Origin of the sequence: Streptomyces sp. PA03-6a (assembly GCF_033792765.1) — a bacterium.
Taxonomy (GTDB): domain Bacteria; phylum Actinomycetota; class Actinomycetes; order Streptomycetales; family Streptomycetaceae; genus Actinacidiphila.
Map to the genome: position 1 here is coordinate 1 of NZ_JARAVK010000049.1, position 26,569 is coordinate 26,569.

The window sequence follows — 26,569 nt, forward strand, 5'->3', positions numbered from 1 at the left end:
GGGCGTGGGGGTGCGGGGCGTGCGTGGGCGGTACGTGCCTGCTCCGCCGTACGCGCGGATGCGGCGGTACGGGCCGCCGTCGTGCGCGGGCGGGTCGGCGACCGGACGGTCCGTGGCTCCGTCGCGGACCGGGGTGTCCCGCCGCGTGTGGGGCCGGGTCGAGCCGGCGGTGACCGTCACAGCCCCGGGGGTGCGGGTCGTCTCCGGCATCGTCGTCCTCGTCATCGTGCTCGTGGTCCTGATCGGGGTGGTGCTCGTGGTCCTGCTCGGGGTGGTGCTCGTGGTCCTGATCGGGGTGGTGCTCGTGGTGCTCACCGCCGTGCTCCGGCGCGGGCCGGTGTGTGCGCCCGTCGTCCGGGGAGTCCGGACGGATCCGCTGGAGCGGGCGCCGTGTCCGGCGCCGTGGTGGTGCTGGTGCGCTTGCCCTCGGGCGGTCCGCTCGACGCGGTCCCTCGCGGTGGGGACGGCCTGACGTGACGTCAACGGGAGCCGTGCGGCACGCCGTACCGGCTGGTCACGCGCGTCCGCGGCGGTCATGCGCAGAGCGCCCACTCGCGGCGGCGGGGGGTGCGGGCCGGGGCCGCGGTCGCGTCGGTCAGCGCGGGGTCGAGGCCGGCGTCGCCGATCGGGCGGGTGCGCACGCGGGCCACGGGCGAGGCGCCGTGGGCCTCGGCCCGGATGCGCTGCTTCATCGTCGGCGGCAAGGAGTGCGCGTCGGCCGCGGCGGTGAGGCAGGGCGCCGGGACGAAGGGGACGGACGGCTCGGGCACGACGGGTTCGCTGCGGTACGACGTGCGGCACGACGGGACCTCCGGTGTGCGTCCGCCCGGTTCGACGCGCGGCCCTGGACCGGACGCGGCGGCGCCCACCACCACCGGTTGTGGTGCCGGCTCCGTACGCGGCGCCGGTGCCCAGTGGCGGACCGCCTCGGCGGTCGGCAGGAACCGGGTCCCGGGGACGGTCTCGGGTCGCGGCGCGGCAGGAGCCGTGCTACGCGACGCCGGGACGGCGAACCCGAAGTACGCGACCATCTTGAGCAGGAGCGTCACGAAGACGTCCCAGAACGTCCTGACATGGGTGTTGGCAGCCATGACCTCTCACTTCCTTCGGTGAGTCGGGAGCGACTAATCCGATGATGCGGAAGTGAGCACGAAATCCTCGGTGCCGCACCCCGAGGGTGCCGATATTCCGATCAACACCACCCGGGTGGCCCAGCCGTGCCCCGGCCGGCCGCTCCGGCGAGGACCTTCCCGCGCAGTGCACACCGAGTTGCGGGTCCTGACGTCCGGGGGTAGGGCGGCGTCCCGTTGCGCGTGGCGGGCGCCGCCCCGTCCACAGGGTGCGCAGGCGGGGGCCGCGGGGGGCGGTTGCCCGGCGATTTCCACCGGACGGCCGCCGGAGCCGAGGTCGTCCGACCGCTCCGGGCCGGGCGGCACCAGGGCCCGTAGGGTGGAGGACATGCGCCTGAGCACTGTGATCCTGCCGATCCACCGCTGGAACGAGGGCCGGAAGGTCTGGCGTCGGGCCGAGGAACTCGGCTTCCACGCCGCCTACACCTACGACCACCTGTCGTGGCGGAGCTTCCGGGACGGCCCGTGGTTCGGGGCGGTGCCGACGCTGACGGCGGCGGCCGCGGCGACGGAGCGGATCCGGCTGGGCACGCTCGTGACCTCGCCGAACTTCCGGCACCCGGTGACGCTCGCCAAGGAGTTGATCTCCCTCGACGACGTGAGCGACGGGCGGCTGACGCTCGGCATCGGCGCCGGCGGGGTGGGCTACGACGCGACCGCGCTGGGGCAGGTGCCGTGGACACCGCGGGAACGGGCCGACCGCTTCGGCGAGTTCGTCACCGTACTGGACCGGTTGCTGACGGAGCCGGTGGTGAGTCACGAGGGCGAGTTCTACTCGGCGGACGAGGTGCGGAACATCCCCGGCTGCGTGCAGCGGCCGCGGGTGCCCTTCGCGGTGGCCGCGACGGGCCCGCGCGGGCTGCGGCTGGCGGCGCGCTACGGCCAGGCCTGGGTGACCTACGGCGACCCGAAGGGCCCGGCGGAGGTGCCGGTGGACAAGTGCCCCGAGGTCGTCTCGCACCAGTACGACCAGCTGGAGATCGCCTGCGCCGAGATCGAGCGGGATCCGGGCGAGCTCGACCGCATCCTGCTGACCGGGTCGACGGCCGAGCGCCCGCTGGAGTCGCTCGACGCCTTCGTCGACTTCGCCGGCCGCTACGCGGAGGTCGGCATCACCGAGATCGTGCTCCACTGGCCGGTGCCGGACTCCGTCTACGCGGCGGACCAGAAGGTCTTCGAGCGCATCGCGACCGAGGCGCCGGCCCAGCTCAGTTGAGCCGGCGGCGGGCGTTGCGCCGCCACTGGCCGAGCAGCACGGGTGACGCCGTGGGCGGCGGACCCGCGGGACAGACGTCGAAATGACTGATCCGGCAGGTGTCGGAGGGGTCGGCGGCACGCAGGTTGACCGCCGTGCCGTCGCCCGCGACGCGCCAGCGGCGACCGGCCGGGACGGTGGCCGGCGGCCACTCGCCGGGCTCGACCAGGATCCAGTGGCCGCAGGCGGTGCGGTGGCGGTACGCGGCGCAGGCGCAGCGGCCGCAGGTCGTGGCGGTGCCGGCCGCCGGATCGGCGACGGGTATCGCGGTGCGCGCGGCCAGGCGGATGCCGTCCACGACGGTCGGCAAAGCCTCGGCCAGGAGCACCGGTTCCCGGTCGGGCTGCTCTTCACAACGCACAAGGGCCATGGCGAGATGGTGGCACCCGGCACTGACAACGGCGACGGAGAGTGTGGCGGTGATCGCACTCAGCGCCCGCCTGCTGTCATATGCAACCGCATGGGGGACCATGGGTCGGTGACCTCAGCCACCCAGCATCCCAGGACCCCGGACGCCACCCTCGCGGCCCCCGCGCCGCGGCTGATCGCCACCGACCTGGACGGCACGCTCCTGCGCGACGACAAGACCGTTTCGGCCCGGACGATCGCCGCCCTGGCGGACGCGGAGGCAGCGGGCATCGAGGTCTTCTTCGTCACCGGCCGGCCCGCGCGGTGGATGGACGTCGTCGCCGCGCACACCGCCGGCCACGGCATGGCGATCTGCGCCAACGGCGCCGCCGTCTACGACCTGCACCGCGACAAGCGGCTGCTGGCGGCCTACCCCCTCGACCCGCGGGACGCGCTCGCGGTGATCGCCTCCCTGCGCACCGCCGTCCCCGGCACGACCTTCGCCGTCGAGCTGACCGGCGGCTTCGCGTACGAGCCGGAGTACCCGCCGTACGCCCCCGCGCCCGACGCGGTCGTCGCCCCGGTGGAGGAGCTGCTGGACGGCGGGCGGCAGGGCCAGCCCGTGCTGAAGCTGCTGGCCAAGCACCCGTCCATCGACCCGGACGCCTTCCTGCGCACCGCACGCGCGGTGGCCGGGGAGCACGCCGAGATCACCCGGTCCAGCGCGTCGGCGCTGCTGGAGATCAGCGGTGCGGGGGTCAGCAAGGCGACGACGCTCGCACGCTGCTGCGCGGACCTCGGCATCTCCGCCGAGGAGGTCGTGGCCTTCGGGGACATGCCCAACGACCTCGCCATGCTGTCGTGGGCGGGCACCTCGTACGCCGTCGCCAACGCCCACCCCGAGGTGCTGGCCGCCACGACGCACCGCACCGTGGCGAACGAGGAGGACGGCGTCGCCCTGGTCATCGAGCGGATCCTCGCCGCCCGCTGACCGCGCCCGGCCTCACAGGGGCGCCTCCCAGGCGAGCGTGGTGCCCTTGCCGTCCGGCCCCGGCCCGAAGATCGACTCGCCGCCCAGCGACTCCGCGCGGCGGGCGAGGTTGCGCAGCCCGCTGCGCCGCCCGGTCTCCGGGATGCCGACGCCGTCGTCGGAGACGATGAGCCGCACCCCCTCCCGGCCGTCGGCGAGGACGGCGGTGGCGTCGAGCACCACCTCGACCCAGGTGGCGCCCGCGTGCCGCTGGACGTTGGACAGCGCCTCGCGCAGCGCCGCCACGAGGTTGCGGGCGCTGAGCGCGCCGACCCGGTGGTCGACGGGCCCGACGAAGCGGACGGAGGGCGGGAAGCCCAGGCCCCGCGCGGCGGAGCCGGTCTCCCGCAGCACCTGGGCGCGCAGTCCCGCCGGTGCGTCGTCGCCCGGCTCCTGCTGCAGCGCGAAGATCGCCGTCCGCACCTCCTGAATGGTGGCGTCCAGTTCCTCGACCGCGTGCGCGATGCCCTCCTCCGCGTCGGGCGGCAGCGCCTTGCGCCGGGCCCCCTGCAGCATCAGGCCGGTCGCGAACAGCCGCTGGATGACCAGGTCGTGCAGGTCGCGGGCGATCCGGTCGCGCTCCTCGTAGACGGCCAGCCGGTTGCGGTCGCGCTGGGCGCCGGCGAGCAGCAGCGCAAGCGCCGCCTGCGCCGCGAACTGGACGGCGACAAAGCGCTCGTCCTCGGTGAAGCCCGGCCCGCCGTGGGCCCTCGGCAGCGCGAGCGCGCCCATCACATGGCCGCTGCTCTGCAGCGGCAGGATCATGCAGGCCCCGAAGCGCGGGGCGATCGCCATGGTCATCCGGTCGTCGGTCGAGGCGTCCTCCACGAACACCGGCTCGCCCGCCATCAGCGGCGCCACGGGCGGGCTGTCCGCCTCGAGCACCGTGCCGACCAGGCCCGCGGGCTGCTGGGCCGAGACCGCGACCACCTCAAGACCGCCCTCGACCGTCGGCAGCAGAACCAGGCCCGCGTCGGCCGCCACGAGTGCGCGGGCCTGCTCGGCGACGACGTCGAGCGCGTTCTCGCCCGGTTGTTCGTCCGCCAGCAGCGCGGTCGTGACCGAGCCGACGGCGTCCAGCAGCTTGGCCAGTGGTTCTGCCATACGGCGAGCCTAGGCCGGTGCCGCGTCCTACGCCGTGATCGACTCCGGCTCGGGCGCGCCCAGTGCGTCGGCCGCACGCTCGCGGTCCAGGCCCCGGCGGAACGGGCCGTCGGCGGCGGCCAGCTCCTGGTGCGTACCGCGCTGCACGACCCGGCCGCGGTCGAGGACGAGGATCTCGTCGACCTCCTCCAGACCGGTGAGACGGTGGGTGATCAGCACGGTCGTGCGGCCCGTGGTCGCGGCCAGCAGATCGGCGGTCAGGGCGTCGGCGGTGGCCAGGTCGAGGTGTTCGGCGGGCTCGTCGAGCACCAGGACGGGGAAGTCGGCGAGCAGCGCCCGGGCCAGCGCCAGCCGCTGGCGCTGGCCGCCGGACAGGCGGGTGCCGTGCTCGCCGACCGGGAGGTCGAGCTCCAGGTCGAGCCGGGCCGCGGCGAGCGCGCCGCGCAGCTCCGCGTCGTCCGCGCCGGGGCGGGCCAGGCGCAGGTTCTCCCGGACCGTGCTGTCGAAGGCGTGCGCGTCCTGGGCGCACAGGCCGACCATGCGGCGCACGGCGTCGCCGTCGAGGGCCGTGGCGTCGGTGCCCGCGAGGGTGTAGGTGCCCGCCTCGACGTCCAGGAAGCGCAGCAGCACGTGGGCGAGGGTCGTCTTGCCCGAGCCGGAGGGGCCGACGACCGCGATCCGGCGACCGGGCGTCAGTTCGAGGCCGACGCCGTCCAGCGCGGGCCGGGGCCGCCCCGGGTGGCGGGCGGTGAGACCGCGCAGCACCAGGGGGTGCGGTCCGGCGGGCACGGGCGCGGGGCGTTCCGGCTCCCGTACGGGCTCGGGGGTGTCGAGCACGTCGTACACGCGCTGCGCCGCCTGCCGGCTGCGCTGCCGGTACTGCGCCGCGAGCGGCATGGCCGCCACCGCCTCGAAGGCCGCGAGCGGGGTGAGCACGACGACCGCGAGCGCGACCCCGGACAGTCCGCCGGCGGCCACCGCCTGCACGCCCACCCAGGCGCAGAGCGTGACGGTGAGCCCGCTGACCAGGGCGCCGAGTCCGGCCCCGAGCGCCGCACCGGCCGCGGAGCGCGCCGCGATCCGGGTGAGCACTCGGTCCGTCTCGGCCGCCTCGGCGCGGCGCCCGGGCAGTGCCCCGGCGACGGTCAGTTCGGCGGTGCCGGTGAGCACCTCGACGACCTGGGCCGCGAGTTCGCCGCGGGCGGGGGCGAGGGCGCGTTCGGCGCGCCGGGCGAGCGCCGCGGAGACGGCAGGCACGGCCACGCCGGCGGTGAGCAGTCCCACCGCCAGGGCGGCTCCGGCACCGGGCAGCAGCCACGCGGTGAACGCGGCCGCCGCGGTGCCGGTGAGCGCGGCGGCGCCCGCGGGGAGCAGCCAGCGCAGGAAGTAGTCCTGCAGGCCGTCCACGTCGGCGACGAGGCGGGAGAGCAGGTCGCCCCGCCGGGTGTCGCGCAGCGCGGCGGGCGCGAGCCGCTCCAGCCTGCGGTACACGGTGACCCTGAGGTCGGCCAGGGCGCGGAAGACGGCGTCGTGCGAGACCAGGCGCTCGGCGTAGCGGAACACCGCCCGGCCGATGCCGAAGGCGCGGGTCGCGGTGACCGCGACCATCAGGTAGAGGACCGGCGGCTGCTGCGAGGCCCGGGATATCAGCCAGGCCGAGGTCGCCATCAGGCCGACGGCGCTCAGCAGCGCGAGGGCGCCGAGCAGCAACGCGAGGGCGAACCGCGGCCGCAGCGGCGACGTGACCCGGCGTACCCGGGTCAGCGGCGCGGAGGTCCTGGAAGCCGTGGAGGGCGCGGGCGGGGCGACGGCGAGGGCCGCGCCGAGGGGTTCGGGGGCACTGGCCGTGGCCGCGGCCTGCCGTTCGGCCCCGGCCGGGTGCGCCGCGGTGGACGGCAGGGCACGCTCCGGGCGCCCGTCGAGCCGTACCGTGCGGTCCGCCACGGCCAGCAGCGCCGGGCGGTGCACCACGAGCAGCACCGTCCGGCCGGCGGCGAGCCGCCGTACGGCGTCGACCACGGCCGCCTCGGTCTCCCCGTCCAGCGCCGCCGTGGGTTCGTCGAGCAGCAGCAGCGGCCGGTCGGCGAGGAACGCCCGGGCCAGGGCGACGCGTTGCCGCTGTCCGGCGGAGAGCCCGGCGCCGCCCTCCCCGACGGCCGTCGCGGGGTCGAGGTCCGGGGCGCCGGCGTCCCGGAGCGCGGCGCGGACCCCGGCCGGGCTCGCGTCCGGGCGGGCCAGTCGTACGTTGTCGGCGACGGTCCCGGCGAAGAGGTACGGCCGCTGGGGGACCCAGGCGATCTGCCGGTGCCAGCCGGCCGGGTCGTGGGCGGCGAGGTCGGTGCCGCCGGCCAGGACCCGTCCCGAGGTCGGCTCGGTGAAGCCGAGCAGCACGGAGAGCAAGGTGCTCTTGCCGATCCCGCTGGGACCGGTCAGGGCGATCGTCTCGCCGGGGGAGACCCGCAGGGAGACCGCGCCGAGGCGGCCCCGCACGGCGACCCCGTCCAGTTCGACGACCGCGGTCCGCAGGTCGGGGGCCGGGGCCGTGCCGCGCCGGGGCGGCGCGGTCTCCAGCACGGCGAAGACCTCGTCGGCGGCGGAGAGCCCCTCGGCGGCCGCGTGGTAGTGGGCTCCCACCTGGCGCAGCGGCAGGTACGCCTCCGGCGCCAGGACGAGGATGACCAGCCCGGTGTGGAGGTCGAGTTCACCGTGGACCAGCCGCATGCCGACGCCGACGGCGACCAGGGCGACGGAGATGGTGGAGAGCAGTTCCAGGGCGAAGGAGGAGAGGAAGGTGATGCGCAGCGTCCGCATCGTGGCGCGCCGGTGGTCGGCGGTGATGGCGCGGATGGACTCGGCCTGGGCCTTGGCCCGGCCGAAGACCTTGAGGGTGGGCAGGCCCGCGACGACGTCGAGGAAGTGGCCGGACAACCGGGCGAGCAGCTGCCACTGACGGTCCATGCGGGCCTGGGTGGCCCAGCCGATGAGGACCATGAAGACCGGGATGAGGGGGAGGGTCAGGGCGATGGTGAGCGCCGAGATCCAGTCCTCGGTGACGATGCGGGCGAGGACGGCGGCGGGCACCACGACCGCCAGGCCCAGTTGGGGCAGGTAGCGGGCGAAGTAGCCGTCGAGGGCGTCGATGCCCCGGGTGGCGAGCGTGGTGAGCTCACCGGTCCGGCGCTCGGTGAGCCCCGCCGGGCCCAGTGCGGTGACGTGCTCCAGCAGCCGTGTGCGCAGCCGGGACTTGACCGCGGCGGAGGCTCGGTGGGCGCACAGCTCGGTGAGCCAGGAGACGGCCGCCCGGCCGGCCGCGACGCCGGCGAGCAGCAGCAGGGGGGTGCGCAGCGCTCCGGCGTCGAGACCGTCCTGGAAACCCCCGACGACGATCTCCGCGAGGAGCATCGCCTGCGCGATGACCAGGCCCGCACCGGCGAGACCGAGCAGGACGGAGACGGCGAGGAACACACGGGTCGCGCGGGCGTACCTCAGGAGCCGGGGGTCGACGGGTTTCACGTGAAACAGCTCCTCAGTGCGCTTCGGCGATGTGCTGGGTGCCGATCCGCCTGCGGAACACCCAGTACGTCCAGGCCTGGTAGAGCACGACCAGCGGGGCCGCGATCGCGGCGCACCAGGTCATGATCTTCAGCGTGTACGGGGTCGAGGAGGCGTTCTCCACCGTCAGGCTCCACGCCGGGTCCAGCGTGGAGGGCATGACGTCCGGGAAGAGCACCAGGAAGAACATCGCCACCACGGCGGTGACGGTGACCCCGGAGAAGGCGAACGCCCAGCCCTCGCGGCCCCTCAGGTTGGCGCCCAGCGCGGCGAACAGCGCGAGCACGGCGACGGCCGCGGCCGCCAGGCTCGCCGCGTTCCCGCCGCTGCCCTGCGTCCAGGCCAGGAAGGCGACCGCGAGCACGGCGGTGACCGCTCCGGCCCGGGTGGCGAAGCGGCGGGCGCGGTCGCGGATGTCACCGAGGGTCTTCAGGGCCGCGAAGACCGCGCCGTGGAAGGTGAAGAGGCTGAGCGTGACGAGTCCGCCGAGCAGGGCGTGGGGGCCGAGCAGGTCCAGGACCCCGCCGGTGTACTCACCGGAGGCGTCGATGTCCACCCCGTGCACGATGTTGGCGAACGCCACGCCCCACAGGAAGGCGGGGAGCAGGGAAGTCCAGAAGATGGCCTGTTCCCAGCCGGTCTGCCAGCGCTCGGTGCTCCGCTTGGCGCGGTACTCGAAGGCCACGACCCGGATGATCAGGCAGAGCAGGATCACCAGCAGCGGCAGGTAGAAGCCCGAGAAGAGGGTGGCGTACCACTCGGGGAAGGCGGCGAAGGTGGCGCCGCCGGCGGTGATCAGCCAGACCTCGTTGCCGTCCCAGACCGGGCCGATGGTGTTGATCAGCACCCGCCGTTCGGGGCGGTCGCGAGCGAGCAGCCGGGTGAGGACGCCGATGCCGAAGTCGAAGCCCTCGAGGAAGAAGTAGCCGGTCCACAGGACGGCGATGATGACGAACCAGACGTCGTGGAGGTGCATGCCGTCTCTCCCTAGTACGAGAAGGCCATCGGACGGTCGGCGTCGCCGCCGATCTTCGTGGGGGGATTGAGGTCGGACTCGGTGAGCTCGGGCGGCCCGGCCTTGGCGTACTTGACCAGGAGCTTGACCTCGACGACGGCGAGGACGGCGTAGAGCGCGGTGAGGACGATCAGCGAGGTCAGCATCTCGGCGGTGGAGACGCCGGGGGAGACCGCGTCCTCGGTGCGCAGCAGCCCGTACACGACCCACGGCTGGCGGCCGTTCTCGGTGAAGATCCAGCCCCAGGAGTTGGCGATCAGCGGGAAGCCCATGGTGAGCAGCCCGATCCGCCAGTACCAGCGGGACAGGGCCGGCGAGAGGGCGTTGTTCCTGGTGAGCATCAGGTGCGGTGGCTCGTCGTCGGCGGTGCGCCGGTCCTCGGCGAGCCAGAACCTGCGGCGGGTGAGCCAGAGTCCCGCCAGGCCGACCGCGAAAGAGGTCATGCCGAAGCCGATCATCCAGCGGAAGCCCCAGTAGGCGACCGGGACGTTGGGCCGGTAGTCGCCGGGACCGTACTTCTCCTGCTCGGCCTTGTTGACGTCGTTGATGCCGGGGACGTACGAGCTGAAGTCGTCGTGGGCGAGGAAGGACAGCAGTCCGGGGACCTCGACGGCCACGGTGTTGTGGCCCTTCTCGACGTCGCCGTACGCGAAGATCGAGAACGGGGCCGGGGACTCGCCGTCCCACAGGGCCTCGGCGGCGGCCATCTTCATCGGTTGCTGCTCGTACATGACCTTGCCCAGCCGGTCGCCGCTGATCGCGGTGAGCAGGCCGGCGACGACGGCGGTGACCAGGGCGAGGCGCAGCGAGGTCCTCATGACGGCGACGTGCTTGCGGCGGGCCAGATGGTAGGCCGAGATGCCGATCATGAAGGCGGCGCCGGTCAGGAAGGCCGCGGTCAGCGTATGGAAGACCACGACGAGGGTGGTGTTCTGGGTGAGCACGGCCCAGAAGTCCGTCAGCTCGGCGCGGCCGGTGACCTTGTTGTAGCGGTAGCCGACCGGGTGCTGCATCCAGGAGTTGGCGGCGAGGATGAAGTACGCGGACGCGATCGTGCCCAGCGAGACCAGCCAGATGCAGGCCAGGTGGATCTTCTGCGGGAGTTTGTCCCAGCCGAAGATCCACAGGCCGATGAAGGTGGACTCGAAGAAGAAGGCGATGAGCGACTCGAAGGCGAGCGGGGCGCCGAACACGTCGCCGACGAAGCGCGAGTAGTCCGACCAGTTCATGCCGAACTGGAACTCCTGGACCAGGCCGGTGGCCACGCCCATGGCGATGTTGATCAGGAAGAGCTTGCCCCAGAACTTGGTCGCCCGCAGGTACTTCTCCTTGCCCGTGCGCACCCAGGCCGTCTGGAGGCCCGCGGTCAGCGCGGCGAGGGAGATCGTGAGGGGGACGAAGAGGTAGTGGTAGACGGTCGTGATGCCGAATTGCCATCGCGCGACGGCCACGGAGTCCAGTGCCAGGTCCACGCCACGCCTCCTATCTTGCCGAGCTTGTGAAAGTGAACGCATTCACAAGCTCAGTATGCCGCACACGTTTTCGCCCCCTCACACCGGGGGGTGGGAGGGGGCGAAAAGGGCGCGCCACGACGCCCGCGGCGCCGCGTGGGGACGGCTACAGCTCCTTGCGGAAGGCCTCGGCCGTACGGAGCAGGACGTCGTTGGCGGCGTCCTCGCCGACCGTGATCCGCACGCCCTCCCCCGCGAACGGACGGACGGTGACGCCGGCCCGCTCACAGGCCGCGGCGAAGTCGCCGGTGCGCTCCCCCAGTCGCAGCCACACGAAGTTGGCGTGGGTCTCCGGCACCGTCCAGCCCTGTGCCGTCAGCCCGTCGAACACCCGGGCCCGCTCGGTCACCAGCGCGTCGACCCGCTCCAGCAGCACCGCCTCCGCGCGCAGCGAGGCCACCGCCGCGTCCTGGGCGAGCTGGCTCACCCCGAAGGGGACGGCCGTCTTGCGCAGCGCCGCCGCGACCGGCTCGTGCGCGATCGCGAACCCCACGCGCAGCCCGGCGAGCCCGTACGCCTTGGAGAAGGTGCGCAGCACCGCCACGTTGGGTCGGTCGCGGTAGACCTCGACGCCGTCCGGGACCTCGGGATCGCGGATGAACTCCTTGTACGCCTCGTCCAGCACGACCAGCACGTCCGAGGGGACGCGGTCCAGGAAGCGCTCCAGCGCGGCCCGGCGGACCACCGTGCCGGTGGGGTTGTTGGGGTTGCAGACGAAGACCAGCCGCGTCCGGTCGGTGATCGCCCCGGCCATCGCGTCCAGGTCGTGGGTCTCGTCCGCGTCCAGCGGCACCGGCACCGAGGCCGCTCCGCTGATCTGCGTGATGATCGGATAGGCCTCGAAGGACCGCCAGGCGTAGATGACCTCGTCACCCGGTCCGGCGGTCGACTGCAGCAGCTGCTGCGCGACCCCGACCGAGCCGGTGCCGGTGGCGATGTGCTCCACCGGCACGCCGAAGCGGTGCGCCAGCTCGCCGTGGAGGGCCGTGCACGCCATGTCCGGGTAGCGGTTGAAGTTCTCCGCGGCGGCGGTGGCCGCCTCCAGGACACCGGGCAGCGGCGCGTAGGGGTTCTCGTTGGAGGACAGCTTGTAAGCGGTCACTCCCTCTTCCACGGCCGGGGGTCTGCCCGGCTTGTACGTGGGGATGCCGTCCAGTTCGCGGCGCAGTTTGGGGCTCATGCCCCACACCATACGAGCGGCCGCCCGGCCGGGGGAGGCCCTGCGGCCCACGGGCGCGCGGCAGGGGCTCGCGACGGACGCAGCAGGCGGTGCGACGCACTGGGCGCCGGTGGCGCGCGCGGTGGCGCGCATCCCTCGAAGGGGTGAGTTGATGGACGTGCACACCGTGGGGGACGGGGCGGGCACGGCCCCGTGACGGACCCGTAACCCGTGGTAGCCACCCGCCGCCACCTGCGCTTTCCCGGCCACGCCCGGCAGCGTGTGCGGGGAAACGTATCTGTCAACGCCTTCTCCGGCACCCCGCGAAAGGACCACCCGACCCCTACTATCACCACGCCATGACAGCAGCAGGGAACCACCAGGCGAGCCGGCCCGTCGGACGCCGGCTGGAGCGGGCCGGCATCAGGGACGTGGCCGCCGCGGCCGGCGTCTCGATCACCACTGTCTCCGACGCGCTCAACGGCAAGGGCCGACTGCCCGACGCCACCCGCCGTCACGTCCGTGAGGTCGCCGACCGGCTGGGGTACCGCCCCTCCGCCGCCGCCCGCACGCTGCGCACCGGGAGGTCGGGGCTGATCGGCCTGACCGTGACGACGTACGGCGAAGAGCCCTTCACCTTCACGGAGTTCGCCTACTTCGCCGAGATGGCCCGGGCCGCCACCTCCGCCGCGCTCGCCCGCGGCTACGCCCTGGTCATCCTGCCCGCCTCCTCGCGGCACGACGTGTGGAGCAACGTCGCGCTGGACGGCACGGTGGTGATCGACCCCTCCGACCACGACCCGATGGTCACCGAGCTGGTGCGGCAGGGCATCCCCGTGGTCAGCGACGGCCGCCCGGCCGGCAGCCTGCCCGTACGGGCCTGGGTCGACAACGACCACGAGGCCGCCGTGCTCGGCATCCTGGAGCACCTCGCCGACGCCGGGGCCCGCAGGATCGGCCTGCTCACCGGGACCAGCACCGACACCTACACCCGCCTGTCCACCACCGCCTACCTGGGCTGGTGCGAGCGGATCGGCCAGGAACCCGTCGTCGAGGCCTACCCCGCCCACGACCCGTGCGCCGGCGCCGTCGCCGCCGACCGCCTGCTCGCCCGGCCCGACCGCCCCGACGCGGTCTACGGCCTCTTCGACCCCAACGGCACCGACCTGCTCGCCGCCGCCCGCCGCTACGGGCTGCGCGTGCCCGACGACCTCCTGCTGGTCTGCTGCAGCGAGAGCATGGTCTACGCGACGACCGAGCCCCCGATCACCACGCTCTCCCTCAAACCGGGCCGGATCGGCACCGCGGTCGTCCAGTTGCTCATCGACGCCATCGAGGGGGTGGACGCGGGCCGCCCGGTGCAGCAGGTCATGCCGACCGACCTGATCGTCCGCACCTCCTCCCAGCGGCGCTCGCCGCGCACCACCGTCAGCCCGCCCCGCGGGCCCGCGGGGGGATAGGAACCGGTGCCTCCGGGCCGAGAACGGTCCGCCCCGTGCGGATTTGTCCGCACCGGATGAAATCGCTATCAGCAGGTGTGTCACGCCACGACATCGTCATTCCTATGATGGGCGGATGGTGGCGCGACGGTGGAGGGGTCGATGACTCAGGGGGCAGGTCAGGGACCCATGCCCGGTACCTCGTACGGCTGGTCCCAGGACCCCGCGGAGGTGGTGGCGCACGGTGCGCCCATGACGCCGTCGGCGCACCCCGCCGATGCCGTCGGGGCCCCACCGGGCTACCCGGCCGGGCACGAACCGACCATGATCGACGAGCGGATGATGCCGCCGGAGTACACACCCACGCAGCACGACCTCCCGGTGGTCACCGCGACCGACCCCCAGGCGCTGGGCCCGCTCTACGTCGTCGGCGACGTCCACGGCTACCTGGACCGGCTGCGCGAGGCCCTGTACGCGACCGGGCTGATCGACTCCGAGGGCCACTGGGCGGCCGGCAACGCCCGCCTGTGGTTCCTCGGCGACTTCACCGACCGCGGCCCCGACGGCATCGGCGTGATCGAGCTCGTCATGCAGCTGTCCGCGGAGGCCGCCGCGGCCGGCGGCTACACCAGGGCCCTCATGGGCAACCACGAACTGCTGCTGCTCGGCGCCCACCGCTTCGGCGACACCCCGGTGAACTCCGCCGCCGGCACCGCCTCCTTCCTCGCCGCCTGGCGCCTCAACGGCGGCCAGACCACCGACATGGAGCGGCTGCAGGACCACCACGTCGCCTGGATGTCCCGGCTGGACGCGGCCGCCCTCACCGACGGCCACCTGCTGCTGCACTCCGACACCACCGCGTACCTGGAGTACGGCGGCACCATCGACGCCATGAACGACGCCGTCACCGGCATCCTGCAGCGCGGCGACGCCGACGAGTGCTGGGAACTGTTCCGCAAGTTCACCCGGCGCTTCGCCTTCCGCGGCGAGTCGGGACCGGAGGCCGCCCGCGAACTGCTCGACACCTACGGCGGCCACCGCGTCGTGCACGGCCACAGCCCGATCCCGTACCTGCTCGGCGAGCCCGGCGGGGAGCTCGGCGCCGAGCAGCCGGACCGGTCCGCCGTCATCGAGGGACCGCACGTATACGCGGACGACCTGGCCGTGGCCATGGACGGCGGAGTGACCATGGACGGCAAACTCCTGGTCGCACAGCTGCCGTTGTAGTCCCCGAAACCCCCATTTTCCGGAAACACTCTGTCACCGCGTCACCTCCGCGCTCTACCATCGGGATATCCGTAGGCAGCTTCTCCTCCGCTTCCGCCCAGCCGGACCGGACCTCAGTCCTTCGTGAACTCCGGGCGGCACCGGAGACGGAGCATCGGGGGATGCACATGAACAGCGCTCCACACCTGCTGACCGAGGACCGCCCGGAGTTCGAGCGCGCCCTCGACACGGCTCTGCACTCGGAGGGCACGCGCGCCGCCCTCGCCGACCCGCGCAGCCGCCTCAACGCCGAACAGTTGCGCACCCTGGCGCTCAACGCGGCCGTGCCCATCTCCGCCTGCGCCGCGCCGGAGTACGAGCAGTTCGTCAAGGTCCGCGAGGCCCTCGCGGAGCAACGCCGCGAGGCACGCACCGCCGCCGTGCCGGGCATCGGCTACGCGGCCGCGGCGGCCCCGGTCGCCGCCGACGGCTCGGGGGCCGGGCTGTTCGCCGTCGTCGCCGTGCTCACGCCGATCCTGGCGGGCACGGCCGCCGTCATCTTCCTCGTGCTCGGGTACGCCCTGCGCTTCGGGCACCCCGAACCGGCGATCGCCCAGCCGCTGCGGCAAGCCGGCTGGCTCTTCGCGGCCGTCGCCGCCTGCGGCGTCGTCATCGGCATGGTCGGACTGCTGCTCACCGCGCTGCGCAACGGCTCGACCGCCCTCCACGACCCTCCCGACGACGAGTCACGGGACGTCGCGCTCGCCCGCGAACTGTGGCGCCGGGCCCTGGTGGAGCGGGGGCTGCAGCCCTTCCTCGACGATGCCCTCGCCAAGGCCGCCGGCGCCGCCCCGACCGCCCCCACCGCGAGCCCCGGCGGCGGCACCTCCCGGATGCCACGCCTCGGCTACTCCCGCCCCGACTTCTCCAGCCCCGGCCCCGAGTCGTCCCCCGAACCCGGGGACCGCTTCACCAGCCCCGACTTCACCAGCCCGGACTTCTCCAGCCCCGACTTCGGCGGCCCGGACCACACCCCGGACTGACCGGACGGACCCGGGGACGTTGTCGTACCCCGGTGCCACAGTGCGGGCATGGACACCGACCGGTTCTGGCAGCTGATCGACTCCGCCCGCGCCACGGCGGCGGTCGGCGGCGAGCCCTTCGACGAGGCGCTGGTACGCCTGCTGACCGAACGGCCGCGCCAGGAGATCCTGGAATACGCGGAACACTTCGACGAACTGCACGACGCCCTGTACCGCTGGGACGTCTGGGCCGCCGCCTATCTCATAGGCGGCGGCTGTTCCGACGACTCCTTCACCGACTTCCGCGCCGGCGTGATCGCCCAGGGCCGCGACTGGTACGAACGCGTGGCCGCCGGGCCGGACAGCCTGGCCGGCCACCCCGGCGCGGTCACGGCCGCGCGGGAAGGAAGCGACGCCCTGTTCCGCGAAGAGGTCAACTACGTGGCCGTCGAGGCCTTCGAGCGCCTCACCGGCGACCCGGAAGCCTTCTGGACCGCCTGGTCCGTGCACCACCCCGCCCATACCCGGAAGCCGTCGGAGCCCGACATGGGCGAGGACTTCGACTTCGACGACGACGCGGAGATGCACCGCCGGCTGCCCCTCCTGGCCGCCCTGCACCTCGGTCCGGACGGCGAATAGGGGTGGTCGGCGTACCGGACCGTCGCGCCCCCCGCCGCCCCGCCTCCGCTCCGACGTCCTACGATGCGTCAGTCCTCCGGCGGATCCGGATCATCGTGCGGCAAGGGGAGTCCATGCGCCTGTCCAGCTACGTCAGGAAGGCCTCCCTGGGCGCGGCGGCGATACCCCTCCTCGCCGGGTGCGCGGGGGAACAGGGCGCGGGCGGGGCCGCGGAGCGAGCCGCGGAGAGGCCCGCCTCCCGGACGGACCTGCCGGTGCGGACCGGCGCACGGGACGTCGTCCACACGGACACCGACGACCGGTCGTACGAGGTCAGGATCACGGTCAAGAGCCTGGTCCGGGGTTCGGAGGAGGACATGCGGGGGGCTCGCGCGGACAAGGGGCTGAAGGGCATGGTCCCCCACTACCTCACCTTCGAGGTCACCAACACCGGCCGGCAGAAGATCCCCGCCGCCTACACGGTGGACAGCGACTTCGCCCTGAACGGCACCGACTGGGCGCGCGGGGAGAAGGTCCGGGTCAGCGGCGGCAGGCCGGGCGGGATCGACCTGCCCTGCGCGGACACCGCGCCGAAGACGCTGGCGCCCGGCGACTCGTACACCACCTGCGTGACCTACGCCCTGCCCGAGGGCGTCGGCGTGCTGTCGCTGACGCACAACGCCGACGGCTACCTCGACGAGGGCGGCGCGGTCGCCGCCTGGCCCGTCGAGGGCGGCATCGAGGCGGCGTCCGCCGGGCTGGCGGAGCCGGGCGAGGTCATCCCCGTCCAGTGGGACGCCCGCGAAGACGGCGTCCTCGAACTGCCCGCCACGCTGGTGTCCGTACGGCGGGGCAGGGCGGCCGACCTGGCGGCGCTGGACCTCGACCTCAACGGGAACGAGCGGCGCGGCGTCCCGTACTACGTGTCGGTCACCTACACCAACACCGGGCCGAAAGACCTCTACCCCGACCAGAACGGCCACGTCCGCCTGCTCACCGAGAGCGGTCGGCAGATTCGGGGCAAAACCTCCTTCGTCCTCGACACGAAGGTCCCCGGCTGTCCGTCCGACTGGGTCGCCCGGATGGTCCCGCCGGGCGACAGCGTGACCGAGTGCAGCATCCACCTGGTGACGGACGACGGCGACAAGCCGTTCGCGGTGGGTTTCGCGGAGGCGGGCCGGCCCGGACTGGTGGCCTGGCGGGCCCCCCTCCGCTGAGGCGGCCGGGTCAGCCGGCCGACCTGCCGCCCGTCTCGGCGACCGGGAGGTAGACGCGGTTGCCCGAGGCGGCGAACTCGCGGGACTTCTCCGCCATGCCGGCCTCGATCTCCTCGGGCGTGCCGCCGTGTTGGCGGCGGATGTCCTGGGAGATCCGCATGGAGCAGAACTTCGGCCCGCACATGGAGCAGAAGTGCGCGGTCTTGGCCGGCTCCGCAGGCAGCGTCTCGTCGTGGAAGGCCCGTGCCGTGTCCGGGTCGAGGGCCAGGTTGAACTGGTCCTCCCAGCGGAACTCGAAGCGGGCGTCGGACAGGGCGTCGTCCCACTCCTGGGCACCGGGGTGGCCCTTGGCGAGGTCGGCGGCGTGGGCGGCGATCTTGTAGGTGATGACGCCGGTCTTGACGTCGTCGCGGTCGGGCAGGCCCAGGTGCTCCTTGGGGGTGACGTAGCAGAGCATGGCCGTGCCCCACCAGGCGATCATCGCGGCGCCGATGCCTGAGGTGATGTGGTCGTAGGCGGGCGCGATGTCGGTGGTGAGCGGGCCGAGGGTGTAGAACGGCGCCTCCTCGCAGATCTCCTGCTGGAGGTCGATGTTCTCCTTGATCTTGTGCATGGGGACGTGCCCCGGCCCCTCGATCATCGTCTGCACGCCGTGCCGCTTGGCGACGGTGTTGAGTTCGCCGAGCGTGCGCAGCTCCGCGAACTGGGCCTCGTCGTTGGCGTCCGCGATGGAGCCGGGACGCAGGCCGTCGCCCAGGGAGTAGGTGACGTCGTAGGCGGCGAGGATCTCGCAGAGCTCCTCGAAGTTCTCGTAGAGGAAGCTCTCCTGGTGGTGCGCCAGACACCAGGCCGCCATGATCGACCCGCCGCGGGAGACGATGCCCGTCTTGCGGCGCGCGGTCAGCGGGACGTACCGCAGCAGCACGCCGGCGTGGACGGTCATGTAGTCGACGCCCTGCTCGGCCTGCTCGATGACGGTGTCCTTGTAGATCTCCCAGGTCAGTTCCTCGGCCTTGCCGTCGACCTTCTCCAGGGCCTGGTAGAGGGGGACGGTGCCGATGGGGACGGGGGAGTTGCGCAGCACCCACTCGCGTGTGGTGTGGATGTTGCGGCCGGTGGAGAGGTCCATGACCGTGTCGGCGCCCCAGCGGGTGGCCCAGGTCATCTTGTCCACCTCCTCCTCGATGGAGGAGGTGACGGCCGAGTTGCCGATGTTGGCGTTGACCTTCACCAGGAACCGCTTGCCGATGACCATCGGCTCGATCTCCGGGTGGTTGACGTTCGCCGGCAGGACGGCGCGTCCCGCCGCGATCTCCTCGCGGACGGCCTCGGGGGAGACGCCCTCGCGGAGCGCGACGTACTCCATCTCCGGGGTGACCTCGCCCCGCCGCGCGTACGCCAGCTGGGTCACCGGCTGTCCCGGCCGGCCGCGCCGGGGGAGGCGGGGACGGCCGGGGAAGACGGCGTCCAGGTTGCGCAGGCCGCCGCGCGGTGAGGTGTGCTTGAGGCCGTCGTCCTCGGGGCGGACGGGGCGGCCGGGGTACTCCTCGGTGTCGCCGCGGGCGACGATCCAGTTCTCCCGCAGCGGCGGGAGGCCGCGGCGGACGTCGGTGGTGACGTTCGGGTCGGTGTACGGGCCGGAGGTGTCGTACAGCGTCACGTCCGTGCCGTTGGTCAGGTGCACCCGGCGGACGGGGACCGCGATGTCCGGGCGGGACCCGGTCACGTACCCCTTGTGCCAGCCGATTTCGCGCGCGCGTGCATCCTGCATGGTCATGAGACCCACTCCCTACGCCGGCATTACCCGGTAACAGGTTCAGCGGTCGGCGCAGCTGGTGGCCCCTCGGCCGGTCAGCGCCCTCTCAGCCCGGTGCTCCGAGCTCCCGCGTTTGCAAAGGTGCCTCAACGCTAGCGGGTCCTCGCTGACGCACACCAGGGGGTGTTGCGATGATCGGGCGGTGGACTCCACTCACCCGCACGCGCACGGCCATGGTCACGGACACGGTCACGGCCCGGTGCCGCCGGTCTCCCGGCACCTGCGCAAGGTCATCGCCGCCGTCCTCGTCCCCTTCGTCGCGGCCGTGGTGGCCGGCCTGGTGGTGCTGTGGCCGGGCGGTGTGCCGGAGCACGACCGCACCGGCGTCGGCTTCGACCAGCAGACGCAGTCCGGACGGGTGGTGAAGGTCGAGGACGTCAAGTGCTCGGAGGTCAACGCCGAACCGGGCGCCGGCGCCGCTCCCTCCCCCGGGCCGTCGGCGGCGCCGTCCGGTCCGGCGATCTGCCAGCGCGCGACCATCGAGGTCACCTCGGGCAAGGACGCGGGCCGCACCTTCACCGAGATCGTGCAGCCGACCCAGACCCGGCACTACACCAAGGGCCAGAAGGTGCTGCTGGCGTACGCGCCCCAGGCGCCGCGCGAACTGCAGTACTCGGTGACCGACCTCGACCGGGCGTTCCCCCTGTGGCTGCTGGCCGGGATCTTCGCCGCGGTGGTGGTCGTGGTCGGGCGGCTGCGCGGGATCCTGGCGCTGGCCGCGCTGGTCATCAGCTTCGCCGTGCTGACGCTGTTCATCCTCCCGGCGATCCTGCACGGCAGCAATCCGCTCCTGGTGGCGGTGATCGGCGGCAGCGCCATCATGCTGATCGCGCTCTACATGTGCCACGGTCTGAACGCCCGTACCTCGGTGGCGGTCCTGGGCACCTTGTGCTCGCTGCTGCTGATCGGCGTCCTGGGCTCGGTCTTCATCGACTGGGCGCTGCTCAGCGGCAACACCTCGGACGAGACCGGGCTGATCCACTCCCTCTACCCGGACATCGAGATCCGCGGTCTGCTGCTGGCGGGCATCATCATCGGTTCGCTCGGCGTCCTGGACGACGTGACGGTCACCCAGACCTCGGCCGTGTGGGAGTTGCGGGAGGCGAACCCGTCGGCCGGCCCGCGGCAGTTGTACTCGGCGGCGATGCGCATCGGCCGGGACCACATCGCCTCGGTCGTCAACACCCTGGTGCTGGCGTACGCGGGTGCGGCGCTGCCGCTGCTGCTGCTCTTCTCCATCGCGGAGCGCGGGGTGCTGGCGGTGGCGGGCAGCGAGCTGGTCGCCGAGGAGATCGTGCGCACCCTGGTGGGCAGCATCGGCCTGGTGGTGGCGGTGCCGTTGACGACGGCGCTGGCCGCGCTGGTGGTGTCGGCGGACCGCGGCAGCGGCGACACTGTTCCCACGGGCACCGGTCGCGGGCACCGGCGCCGCGCCAAGTGAGCCGGGAGGGGCGGGGGACGTGGTCGGACTGCAGGGCAGGGTGACCGGGACGGTCGGGCCGGGGCTGGTCGGCGAGGTGATCGTGCACGTGCGGGGCGGTGCGGAGGCGTTCCTGGCGTACCCGGCGACCGCCGGGGAGCGCATCGAGAAGGGCACGGTCGTGGTGGTGGTCGAGCACCTGCCGCCGCGGACCGTGTACGTGGCGCCCGCGTACGGCTGAGCGGATCGCTCCGCTCCGCGTCAAGAAAGCAACAAGGATCCGCCAGGACCTACCGGACCGTCACCCACAGGCGCACACTCCCGTACGCGGCCCCGATCGGGGCCATTCGTAAGGGGGCGTATGCCGATGCTCATCGGCGTTGCGGCGGGCGGGGCGCTCGTCGCGGTCATCATCCTGATCGGCCTGTTCCGGCTCATGTGGCGGGTCGCCGAGCCCAACGAGGCACTGGTCATCTCCGGTTCCAAGCACCGTACGGACGGTGTGGGGGAGGGCATGGGGTTCCGCATCGTCACGGGACGGGGGACCCTGGTCCTGCCCGGCGTGCAGGCGGTGCGCAGGCTCTCGCTCGACCTCAACGAGGCCGAGCTGAACGTGGACTGCGTCACCCAGCAGGGCATCCCGCTGAAGGTGCACGGCGTGGTCATCTTCAAGGTCGGCGACGACATGGTCTCCATCGCCAACGCGGCACGGCGGTTCCTGGACCAGCAGAAGTTCATGCCCGAGCGGGTGCACAACGTCTTCGCCGGTCATCTGCGCTCCATCGTGGGCGGGCTGACGGTGGAGCAGATGATCCGGGACCGGGAGCGGCTCACCGCCGAGACCCGGGCCGCCTCGGGCTCGGAGATGGAGAAGCTCGGTCTGATCATCGACTCGCTGCAGATCCACGAGATCGTCGACCCGACCGGTTACATCAACAACCTGGCCGCTCCGCACGCCGCGGCCGTCCAGCGTGACGCGCGCATCGCGCAGGCGGAGGCGGACCGGCTGGCCACCGAGGCCGAGCAGCAGGCCGCGGCCCGCATGGCGGAGGCGACCCGGGACAGCCAGATCCTGCAGGCCGGCTACATGGCCGAGCGGGACAAGGCCACCGCGTCCTCCCGGCAGGCGGGCCCGCTCGCGGAGGCGGCGGCCCGGCAGGAGGTCGTCGTCCAGGAGACCCGGGTCGCCGAACTGGAGGCGCAGCGGCGCGAGCAGCAGCTGCAGGCGGACGTCCGCAAGCCGGCGGACGCCTCCGCGTACGAGAAGCGGACGCTGGCCGAGGCCGAGCGCGACGCGCGCATCTCGGCGGCCGAGGCGAAGGCCCGCGAGACGGAACTGGCCGCCATCGCCGAGGCGAACCGCGTCAAAACGGCCGCGGCGGCGCAGGCGGAGCAGACCAGGATCGGCGGTGAGGCGGCCGCCGCGGCCACCCGGGCCACAGGTGAGGCCGAGGCCGCCGCGACCCAGGCGCGGGGTCTGGCGGAAGCCGAGGCCGCGAAGGCCAAGGGCCTGGCCGAGGCCGAGTCGATCAAGGCGCGGGCCGCGGCCCTGGCGGAGAACCAGGAGGCGGTCGTCGCCCAGCAGCTGGCCGAGAACTGGCCGGAGATCGTCCGGGCGGGTGCCGAGGCCTTCGGCAACGTGGACCACATGGTGCTGCTGAACGGCGCCGACGGGATGTCGGAGATGTTCGCCAAGGCACTGACCATGGGTGGTACGGGCCTGGGCCTGGCCCGTCAGCTGCTCGCCCAGATGAACGGCGCGACCGGCACCGGCGGCGACGCCCCACCGAACGGTGCGGCGCCGCGGGGCCCGGAGCGCGTGCGGCTCCAGGACTGAGCGGCGCACCTCCCGTGGGGCCCGGTGACCGGGCCCCACGGGGTCACCACTTGTCGCGGGAGTCGGACGAGGACGAGGTGAACTTCTTGACCACGTACACCAGACCGCCGACCAGTGCCACGAAGACCAGCACCTTGAACAGCAGCCAGAACAGGAACCCGATCGCGCTGGCGATCATGCCGCCGAAGACCACGATCGCGATCACGGGCACCGCGACCCACTTGACCCACCAGGGCAGGCCCTCGAAGAGCTTCACCGTTTCCTCCTCCTTGTCGTCCTTCCGCTCCCAGGCTAGGGCCGCGGCGGCCCCCTGCGGAGGCCTCGCGGTCCCCATCCGTCCCTGACCCTCCCCCTACGGGAACCCGGGGGCGGAGGCCCTCACGCCTCGGGGGGCGAGAAAACCACCATGACGTTCAGGTCCTCGGTGACGTGGTGGAAGCGGTGCGGAGTCCCGGCCGGGACGTAGACCACGCTGCCGCGCGCGACGTGCGTCGTCTCCTCCCCCACGGTGATCAGCGCCCGGCCGCTCACGACCAGGTAGATCTCGTCCTGCGCGTGCGGTTTCTGCGGGTCGAGCTCCCCGGCCCGCAGGGCGTAGAGCCCGGCGGACATGTTCCGCTCGCGCAGGAAGCCGAGGTACGCGCCCTCGTTGGCGGCCCGCTCGGCCTCCAGGTCGTCCAGCCGGAACACCTTCACTTACCCGCTCCCTCTCGCCCCTGTGCCTGTGGGATCACTTCTGCGACGATCTCAGCCATGATGAACTTCGTCGTCAAGACGCTCGCGAACGCCGGCGCCCTGCTGGTGGCCATCTGGCTCGTGGGCAACATCACGCTCACCGGTGACGACACCGCGCACAAGGCCCTCACCCTCATCCTCGTCGCCCTGGTCTTCGGCGTGGTGAACTGGCTGGTGAAGCCGCTGGTGAAACTGCTCTCGCTGCCCCTGCTCGTGCTCACCCTCGGGTTGTTCACGCTGATCGTCAACGCCCTGATGCTGCTGCTCACCTCCTGGATCTCCGGCAAGCTCGACCTGGACTTCCACGTCGAGGGCTTCTGGGCGGCGTTCCTCGGCGGTCTGATCATCAGCATCGTCTCCTGGGCCCTGAACATGGTCCTGCCGGACGAGGACTGACCCCGGGGCTGCATCATGGAGCCCATGAGCGCTCCGTCCTCCCGCACCCCGCTGCGGGTGTGCTTCGTGTGCACCGGCAACATCTGCCGTTCGCCGATGGCCGAGTCCGTCTTCCGCGCCCGTGTCGAGGAGGCCGGACTCGGCGCCCTGGTCGTCGTGGACAGCGCGGGGACCGGCTCCTGGCACGAGGGCGACGGCGCCGACCACCGCACCGTGGCCGTGCTCCGCGCGGCCGGGTACGGGCACGAGCACATCGCGCGCCAGTTCCAGCCCGAGTGGTTCGCCGGGCTCGACCTGGTGATCGCCCTCGACTCCGGCCACCTGCGGGACCTGCGCCGGCTGGCGCCGACCGCGGAGGACGCCGCCAAGGTGCGGCTGCTGCGCTCCTACGACCCCGGCGCGGACGGCCGCGACCTGGACGTGCCCGACCCCTACTACGGGGACATCGGCGGCTTCGAGGAGTGCCTGGGGATGTGCGAGGCCGCCGCCGACGGCCTGCTGGAGGCCGTACGCGACGCCCTCGGCGAGCCCGCACCCACGCCGTGACCCGTCCGGCCGGACTCGCGGACCGGGTCGCCGCCCTGCTGGGCGAGCCGGTGACCGAGCTCGGCCCGGTGGGCGGCGGCTCGATCTGCCGGGCGGTACGGCTGCGGCGCCGCTCGGGCGGCACGGTCTTCGCCAAGTCCCTCGCAGACGCGCCGCCGGGCTTCTTCGCCGCCGAGGCCGCGGGCCTGCGGCTGCTGGGCGGGACCGGCACGGTCGCCGTACCGGAGGTGCTCGCCGCCGACGAGCGCACGCTCGTCCTGGAGTGGGTCGAGCCCGGCCCGGCCACCCCTGCCGCCGCCGAGCGCCTGGGCCGTGAACTCGCCGCCCTCCACCGGGTCCCCGCCCCGGGGTACGGGACGGCACACCCCGCCTACATCGGTTCGCTCCCCCTGCCGTCGCCCGGCTCCGGGCAGGCGTCCGGCTCCCCCGGGGACTGGCCCTCCTTCCACGCCGGCCGGCGGCTGCTGCCCTTCCTGCGGCAGGCCGCCGACGACGGCGCCGTGACACCGGCCGACGTCCGCGCGGTCGAGCGGGTCTGCGAGCTGCTGCCGCGGATCGGCGGCCCCCCGCAGCCGCCCGCGGTGATCCACGGCGACCTGTGGTCCGGCAACGTCCTGTACGCCGCCGACGGCCGCGCCCGCGTCGTCGACCCGGCGGCGCAGGGCGGGCACCCCGAGGCCGACCTGGCGATGCTGGAGCTGTTCGGCTGCCCGCACCTGGAGCGGGTGCTCGCCGCGTACGAGGAGGTCCGGCCGCTGCCGGGCCGCCGGGAACGGGTGCCGCTGCACCAGTTGCACCCCCTGCTGGTGCACGCCGTCCTGTTCGGGGCGGGCTACGGGGCCGCCGCGGGCCGGGCCGCCCGTGAGGCCCTCGCGTCCGCCTAGCGGACGGCCGTGTTCGTTGGCCCGTACACCGGTATCTTCCGCCTGTACGTTCGCGAAGACGGGGAGAGCGAGGAGAGGGCGATGACGGAGTACGAGAGCAGACCCGGGGACAGCACCCGCAGTGTGCACGCGGGCCGCCCGCCGGCCCGGCCCCACGAGCCGGCGCTGCCCGGCCCGGTGTTCGCCGCGCACTTCCACCTGCCGGGCGACGTCACCGGCCCGTACACCTACGGCCGTGACGAGAACCCCACCTGGACCCGGCTGGAGGAGGCGATCTCCGCCCTGGAGTCCCCGGACGTCCCCGCGCAGACGCTGGCCTTCGCCTCGGGCATGGGCGCCATCTCCTCCGTGCTCTTCTCCCAGGTGCGTTCCGGCGACACGGTGGTGCTGCCCTCCGACTGCTACCAGGCGACGCGCACCCTCCAGGGCCGCCTGGAGGACTACGGGGTCTCGGTCCGCCTGGCGCCCACCGCGGGCGACGCCCAGCTGAAGGTGCTGGAGGGCGCCCGGCTGCTGTGGATCGAGACGCCCTCCAACCCGGGCCTCGACGTGTGCGACATCCGCCGGCTGGCCGACGCCGCGCACGCCGCGGGCGCGCTCGTGGCGGTCGACAACACCCTCGCCACCCCGCTCGGCCAGCGTCCGCTCGACCTGGGCGCGGACTTCTCGGTGGCGAGCGGCACCAAGGCGCTGTCCGGCCACGGCGACCTGCTGCTGGGCTACGTGACCACCCGTCGGCCCGAGCTCGCCGCCGGGGTGCGGATGTGGCGCAAGACGGTCGGCGCGATCCCCGGTCCCATGGAGGCCTGGCTGGCCCACCGTTCGCTGTCCACGCTCGCGCTGCGGGTGGACAAGCAGGCCGCCAACGCCCTGGAGCTCGCCGCCGCGCTGCGCCGGCGCCCCGAGGTGACCGATGTCCGTCACCCGGGTCTGGTGGACGACCCGGCGCACGCCGTCGCGACCGCGCAGATGACCCGGTTCGGCAGCGTCGTGTCCTTCACGCTGCCCGACAAGGAGCACGCCGAGCGCTTCCTGTCCGAGCTGCTGCTGACGACCGAGGCCACCAGCTTCGGGAGCGTGACCAGCACCGCGGAACGCAGGGCGCGCTGGGGCGGCGACGCGGTCCCCGAGGGCTTCGTCCGCTTCTCGGTGGGGGTGGAGGACGCGGCCGACATCCTGCGGGATGTGACGCAGGCCCTGGACGCCGCCGCGCGCTGACCCCGTTCGTTCATCTCAAACAGATATATCTACGTAGAGGGACCTACGCAGAATGGGTGGCCCGAGCCTCCCCCCTCGTGGCTCGGACCACCCTGGCTTTACGCGCGGAGA

25 protein-coding genes and 1 pseudogene are annotated in these 26,569 nt (G+C 73.2%); 15 read left to right on the forward strand and 11 right to left on the reverse strand.

Features of this window, described 5'->3' with window-relative positions; genetic code table 11:
- Positions 1-180, reverse strand: a 180-nt coding sequence (locus PV350_RS14580; RefSeq protein ID WP_500334168.1) for a hypothetical protein, incomplete at its 3' end; no start/stop codon positions are given.
- Between PV350_RS14580 and PV350_RS14585 the strand changes: the two genes are divergently transcribed.
- Positions 170-472 carry a hypothetical protein gene (locus PV350_RS14585; RefSeq protein WP_500334170.1) on the forward strand — a complete coding sequence of 101 codons (303 nt, stop codon included), beginning with the start codon at positions 170-172 and terminating at the stop codon, positions 470-472. The two genes, PV350_RS14580 and PV350_RS14585, sit on opposite strands and share 11 nt — an antisense overlap.
- A gap of 61 nt (positions 473-533) precedes the next feature.
- Here PV350_RS14585 and PV350_RS14590 read toward each other — a convergent pair whose 3' ends face one another.
- Entirely contained in the window at positions 534-1,091 is a 558-nt protein-coding gene (locus PV350_RS14590; RefSeq protein WP_499512940.1) for a DUF6344 domain-containing protein, read from the reverse strand.
- A gap of 367 nt (positions 1,092-1,458) precedes the next feature.
- Here PV350_RS14590 and PV350_RS14595 point away from each other — a divergent pair, with 367 nt between their 5' ends.
- The gene (locus tag PV350_RS14595; protein ID WP_499512939.1) at positions 1,459-2,346 is read left to right on the forward strand and encodes an LLM class flavin-dependent oxidoreductase; all 888 of its coding nucleotides are present in this window, start codon (positions 1,459-1,461) and stop codon (positions 2,344-2,346) included.
- On the opposite strand, the gene PV350_RS14600 is transcribed toward PV350_RS14595, so the two are convergent.
- Positions 2,339-2,755, reverse strand: a complete 417-nt coding sequence (locus PV350_RS14600) for a DUF6083 domain-containing protein (RefSeq protein WP_500334173.1) — start codon at positions 2,753-2,755, stop codon at positions 2,339-2,341. The two genes, PV350_RS14595 and PV350_RS14600, sit on opposite strands and share 8 nt — an antisense overlap.
- A 108-nt stretch (positions 2,756-2,863) precedes the next feature.
- Between PV350_RS14600 and PV350_RS14605 the strand changes: the two genes are divergently transcribed.
- Complete coding sequence (locus PV350_RS14605) at positions 2,864-3,724, forward strand: HAD family hydrolase (RefSeq protein WP_499512937.1); 861 nt, start codon at positions 2,864-2,866, stop codon at positions 3,722-3,724.
- 12 nt (positions 3,725-3,736) lie between these two features.
- On the opposite strand, the pseudogene PV350_RS14610 reads toward PV350_RS14605, so the two are convergent.
- From PV350_RS14610 to hisC, 5 genes and pseudogenes are all read right to left on the reverse strand, one after another.
- A pseudogene (locus PV350_RS14610) lies at positions 3,737-4,843 on the reverse strand (GAF domain-containing sensor histidine kinase); the annotation flags it as partial.
- Positions 4,844-4,894: 51 nt separating this feature from the next.
- Positions 4,895-8,380 carry a thiol reductant ABC exporter subunit CydD gene (cydD, locus tag PV350_RS14615; RefSeq protein WP_500334176.1) on the reverse strand — a complete coding sequence of 1,162 codons (3,486 nt, stop codon included), beginning with the start codon at positions 8,378-8,380 and terminating at the stop codon, positions 4,895-4,897.
- 13 nt (positions 8,381-8,393) lie between these two features.
- The gene (gene cydB / locus PV350_RS14620) at positions 8,394-9,395 is read right to left on the reverse strand and encodes a cytochrome d ubiquinol oxidase subunit II (protein ID WP_499512935.1); all 1,002 of its coding nucleotides are present in this window, start codon (positions 9,393-9,395) and stop codon (positions 8,394-8,396) included.
- An 11-nt stretch (positions 9,396-9,406) separates the two neighbouring features.
- A complete protein-coding gene (locus PV350_RS14625) occupies positions 9,407-10,906 on the reverse strand; it encodes a cytochrome ubiquinol oxidase subunit I (RefSeq protein ID WP_499512934.1) in 1,500 nt (499 codons plus the stop codon).
- Positions 10,907-11,051: 145 nt separating this feature from the next.
- A complete protein-coding gene (gene hisC / locus PV350_RS14630) occupies positions 11,052-12,125 on the reverse strand; it encodes a histidinol-phosphate transaminase (RefSeq protein WP_500334179.1) in 1,074 nt (357 codons plus the stop codon).
- Positions 12,126-12,463: 338 nt separating this feature from the next.
- On the opposite strand from hisC, the gene PV350_RS14635 reads away from it, so the two are divergent.
- From PV350_RS14635 to PV350_RS14655, 5 genes are all read left to right on the forward strand, one after another.
- A complete protein-coding gene (locus PV350_RS14635) occupies positions 12,464-13,564 on the forward strand; it encodes a LacI family DNA-binding transcriptional regulator (RefSeq protein ID WP_500334181.1) in 1,101 nt (366 codons plus the stop codon).
- Between the two features lie 168 nt (positions 13,565-13,732).
- Positions 13,733-14,770, forward strand: a complete 1,038-nt coding sequence (locus tag PV350_RS14640) for a metallophosphoesterase (protein ID WP_500330958.1) — start codon at positions 13,733-13,735, stop codon at positions 14,768-14,770.
- 161 nt (positions 14,771-14,931) lie between these two features.
- Positions 14,932-15,792, forward strand: a complete 861-nt coding sequence (locus PV350_RS14645; protein ID WP_499512931.1) for a hypothetical protein — start codon at positions 14,932-14,934, stop codon at positions 15,790-15,792.
- Positions 15,793-15,840: 48 nt separating this feature from the next.
- On the forward strand, positions 15,841-16,410 hold the full coding sequence (locus PV350_RS14650) for a DUF4240 domain-containing protein (protein ID WP_500334183.1): 570 nt from the start codon (positions 15,841-15,843) through the stop codon (positions 16,408-16,410).
- 113 nt (positions 16,411-16,523) lie between these two features.
- Positions 16,524-17,606 carry a hypothetical protein gene (locus tag PV350_RS14655; RefSeq protein ID WP_500334185.1) on the forward strand — a complete coding sequence of 361 codons (1,083 nt, stop codon included), beginning with the start codon at positions 16,524-16,526 and terminating at the stop codon, positions 17,604-17,606.
- A 10-nt stretch (positions 17,607-17,616) separates the two neighbouring features.
- Here PV350_RS14655 and thiC read toward each other — a convergent pair whose 3' ends face one another.
- The gene (gene thiC, locus PV350_RS14660) at positions 17,617-19,383 is read right to left on the reverse strand and encodes a phosphomethylpyrimidine synthase ThiC (RefSeq protein ID WP_500334187.1); all 1,767 of its coding nucleotides are present in this window, start codon (positions 19,381-19,383) and stop codon (positions 17,617-17,619) included.
- Between the two features lie 181 nt (positions 19,384-19,564).
- Between thiC and PV350_RS14665 the strand changes: the two genes are divergently transcribed.
- From PV350_RS14665 to PV350_RS14675, 3 genes are all read left to right on the forward strand, one after another.
- The gene (locus PV350_RS14665; protein ID WP_499512927.1) at positions 19,565-20,863 is read left to right on the forward strand and encodes a YibE/F family protein; all 1,299 of its coding nucleotides are present in this window, start codon (positions 19,565-19,567) and stop codon (positions 20,861-20,863) included.
- A gap of 19 nt (positions 20,864-20,882) precedes the next feature.
- The gene (locus PV350_RS14670; protein ID WP_018558188.1) at positions 20,883-21,083 is read left to right on the forward strand and encodes an NfeD C-terminal domain-containing protein; all 201 of its coding nucleotides are present in this window, start codon (positions 20,883-20,885) and stop codon (positions 21,081-21,083) included.
- Between the two features lie 120 nt (positions 21,084-21,203).
- A complete protein-coding gene (locus tag PV350_RS14675; RefSeq protein ID WP_500334189.1) occupies positions 21,204-22,679 on the forward strand; it encodes a flotillin family protein in 1,476 nt (491 codons plus the stop codon).
- Positions 22,680-22,722: 43 nt separating this feature from the next.
- Here the strand turns inward: PV350_RS14675 and PV350_RS14680 are convergent, their stop codons facing one another.
- Both PV350_RS14680 and PV350_RS14685 read right to left on the reverse strand, forming a co-directional pair.
- Positions 22,723-22,935: a DUF5326 family protein gene (locus PV350_RS14680; RefSeq protein ID WP_018558186.1), complete on the reverse strand. Its 213-nt coding sequence runs from the start codon at positions 22,933-22,935 to the stop codon at positions 22,723-22,725.
- Between the two features lie 122 nt (positions 22,936-23,057).
- Positions 23,058-23,375 (reverse strand): cupin domain-containing protein, encoded by a 318-nt coding sequence (locus tag PV350_RS14685; protein ID WP_499512925.1) that lies wholly within the window; start codon positions 23,373-23,375, stop codon positions 23,058-23,060.
- A 57-nt stretch (positions 23,376-23,432) separates the two neighbouring features.
- Here PV350_RS14685 and PV350_RS14690 point away from each other — a divergent pair, with 57 nt between their 5' ends.
- The 4 genes from PV350_RS14690 to PV350_RS14705 all read left to right on the forward strand — a co-directional run bounded on the left by PV350_RS14690 (position 23,433) and on the right by PV350_RS14705 (position 26,458).
- Positions 23,433-23,810, forward strand: a complete 378-nt coding sequence (locus PV350_RS14690; protein WP_499512924.1) for a phage holin family protein — start codon at positions 23,433-23,435, stop codon at positions 23,808-23,810.
- Positions 23,811-23,834: 24 nt separating this feature from the next.
- The gene (locus tag PV350_RS14695) at positions 23,835-24,356 is read left to right on the forward strand and encodes a low molecular weight protein-tyrosine-phosphatase (RefSeq protein WP_499512923.1); all 522 of its coding nucleotides are present in this window, start codon (positions 23,835-23,837) and stop codon (positions 24,354-24,356) included.
- On the forward strand, positions 24,353-25,240 hold the full coding sequence (locus tag PV350_RS14700; protein ID WP_499512922.1) for a fructosamine kinase family protein: 888 nt from the start codon (positions 24,353-24,355) through the stop codon (positions 25,238-25,240). The genes PV350_RS14695 and PV350_RS14700 overlap by 4 nt, the downstream gene beginning before the upstream one ends.
- A gap of 81 nt (positions 25,241-25,321) precedes the next feature.
- The gene (locus PV350_RS14705; protein ID WP_499512921.1) at positions 25,322-26,458 is read left to right on the forward strand and encodes a cystathionine gamma-lyase; all 1,137 of its coding nucleotides are present in this window, start codon (positions 25,322-25,324) and stop codon (positions 26,456-26,458) included.
- Positions 26,459-26,569: the final 111 nt, after the last annotated feature.

Excerpts from the sequence above, each read along its gene's own strand:
- PV350_RS14590 (WP_499512940.1), bottom strand. The coding sequence starts at position 1,091 with ATGGCTGCCAACACCCATGTCAGGACGTTCTGGGACGTCTTCGTGACG.
- PV350_RS14595 (WP_499512939.1), top strand. The coding sequence starts at position 1,459 with ATGCGCCTGAGCACTGTGATCCTGCCGATCCACCGCTGGAACGAGGGC.
- PV350_RS14600 (WP_500334173.1), bottom strand. The coding sequence starts at position 2,755 with ATGGCCCTTGTGCGTTGTGAAGAGCAGCCCGACCGGGAACCGGTGCTC.
- cydB (WP_499512935.1), bottom strand. The coding sequence starts at position 9,395 with ATGCACCTCCACGACGTCTGGTTCGTCATCATCGCCGTCCTGTGGACC.
- hisC (WP_500334179.1), bottom strand. The coding sequence starts at position 12,125 with ATGAGCCCCAAACTGCGCCGCGAACTGGACGGCATCCCCACGTACAAG.
- PV350_RS14635 (WP_500334181.1), top strand. The coding sequence starts at position 12,464 with ATGACAGCAGCAGGGAACCACCAGGCGAGCCGGCCCGTCGGACGCCGG.
- PV350_RS14640 (WP_500330958.1), top strand. The coding sequence starts at position 13,733 with ATGCCCGGTACCTCGTACGGCTGGTCCCAGGACCCCGCGGAGGTGGTG.
- PV350_RS14645 (WP_499512931.1), top strand. The coding sequence starts at position 14,932 with ATGCACATGAACAGCGCTCCACACCTGCTGACCGAGGACCGCCCGGAG.
- PV350_RS14650 (WP_500334183.1), top strand. The coding sequence starts at position 15,841 with ATGGACACCGACCGGTTCTGGCAGCTGATCGACTCCGCCCGCGCCACG.
- PV350_RS14655 (WP_500334185.1), top strand. The coding sequence starts at position 16,524 with ATGCGCCTGTCCAGCTACGTCAGGAAGGCCTCCCTGGGCGCGGCGGCG.
- thiC (WP_500334187.1), bottom strand. The coding sequence starts at position 19,383 with ATGACCATGCAGGATGCACGCGCGCGCGAAATCGGCTGGCACAAGGGG.
- PV350_RS14675 (WP_500334189.1), top strand. The coding sequence starts at position 21,204 with ATGCCGATGCTCATCGGCGTTGCGGCGGGCGGGGCGCTCGTCGCGGTC.
- PV350_RS14690 (WP_499512924.1), top strand. The coding sequence starts at position 23,433 with ATGATGAACTTCGTCGTCAAGACGCTCGCGAACGCCGGCGCCCTGCTG.
- PV350_RS14695 (WP_499512923.1), top strand. The coding sequence starts at position 23,835 with ATGAGCGCTCCGTCCTCCCGCACCCCGCTGCGGGTGTGCTTCGTGTGC.
- PV350_RS14705 (WP_499512921.1), top strand. The coding sequence starts at position 25,322 with ATGACGGAGTACGAGAGCAGACCCGGGGACAGCACCCGCAGTGTGCAC.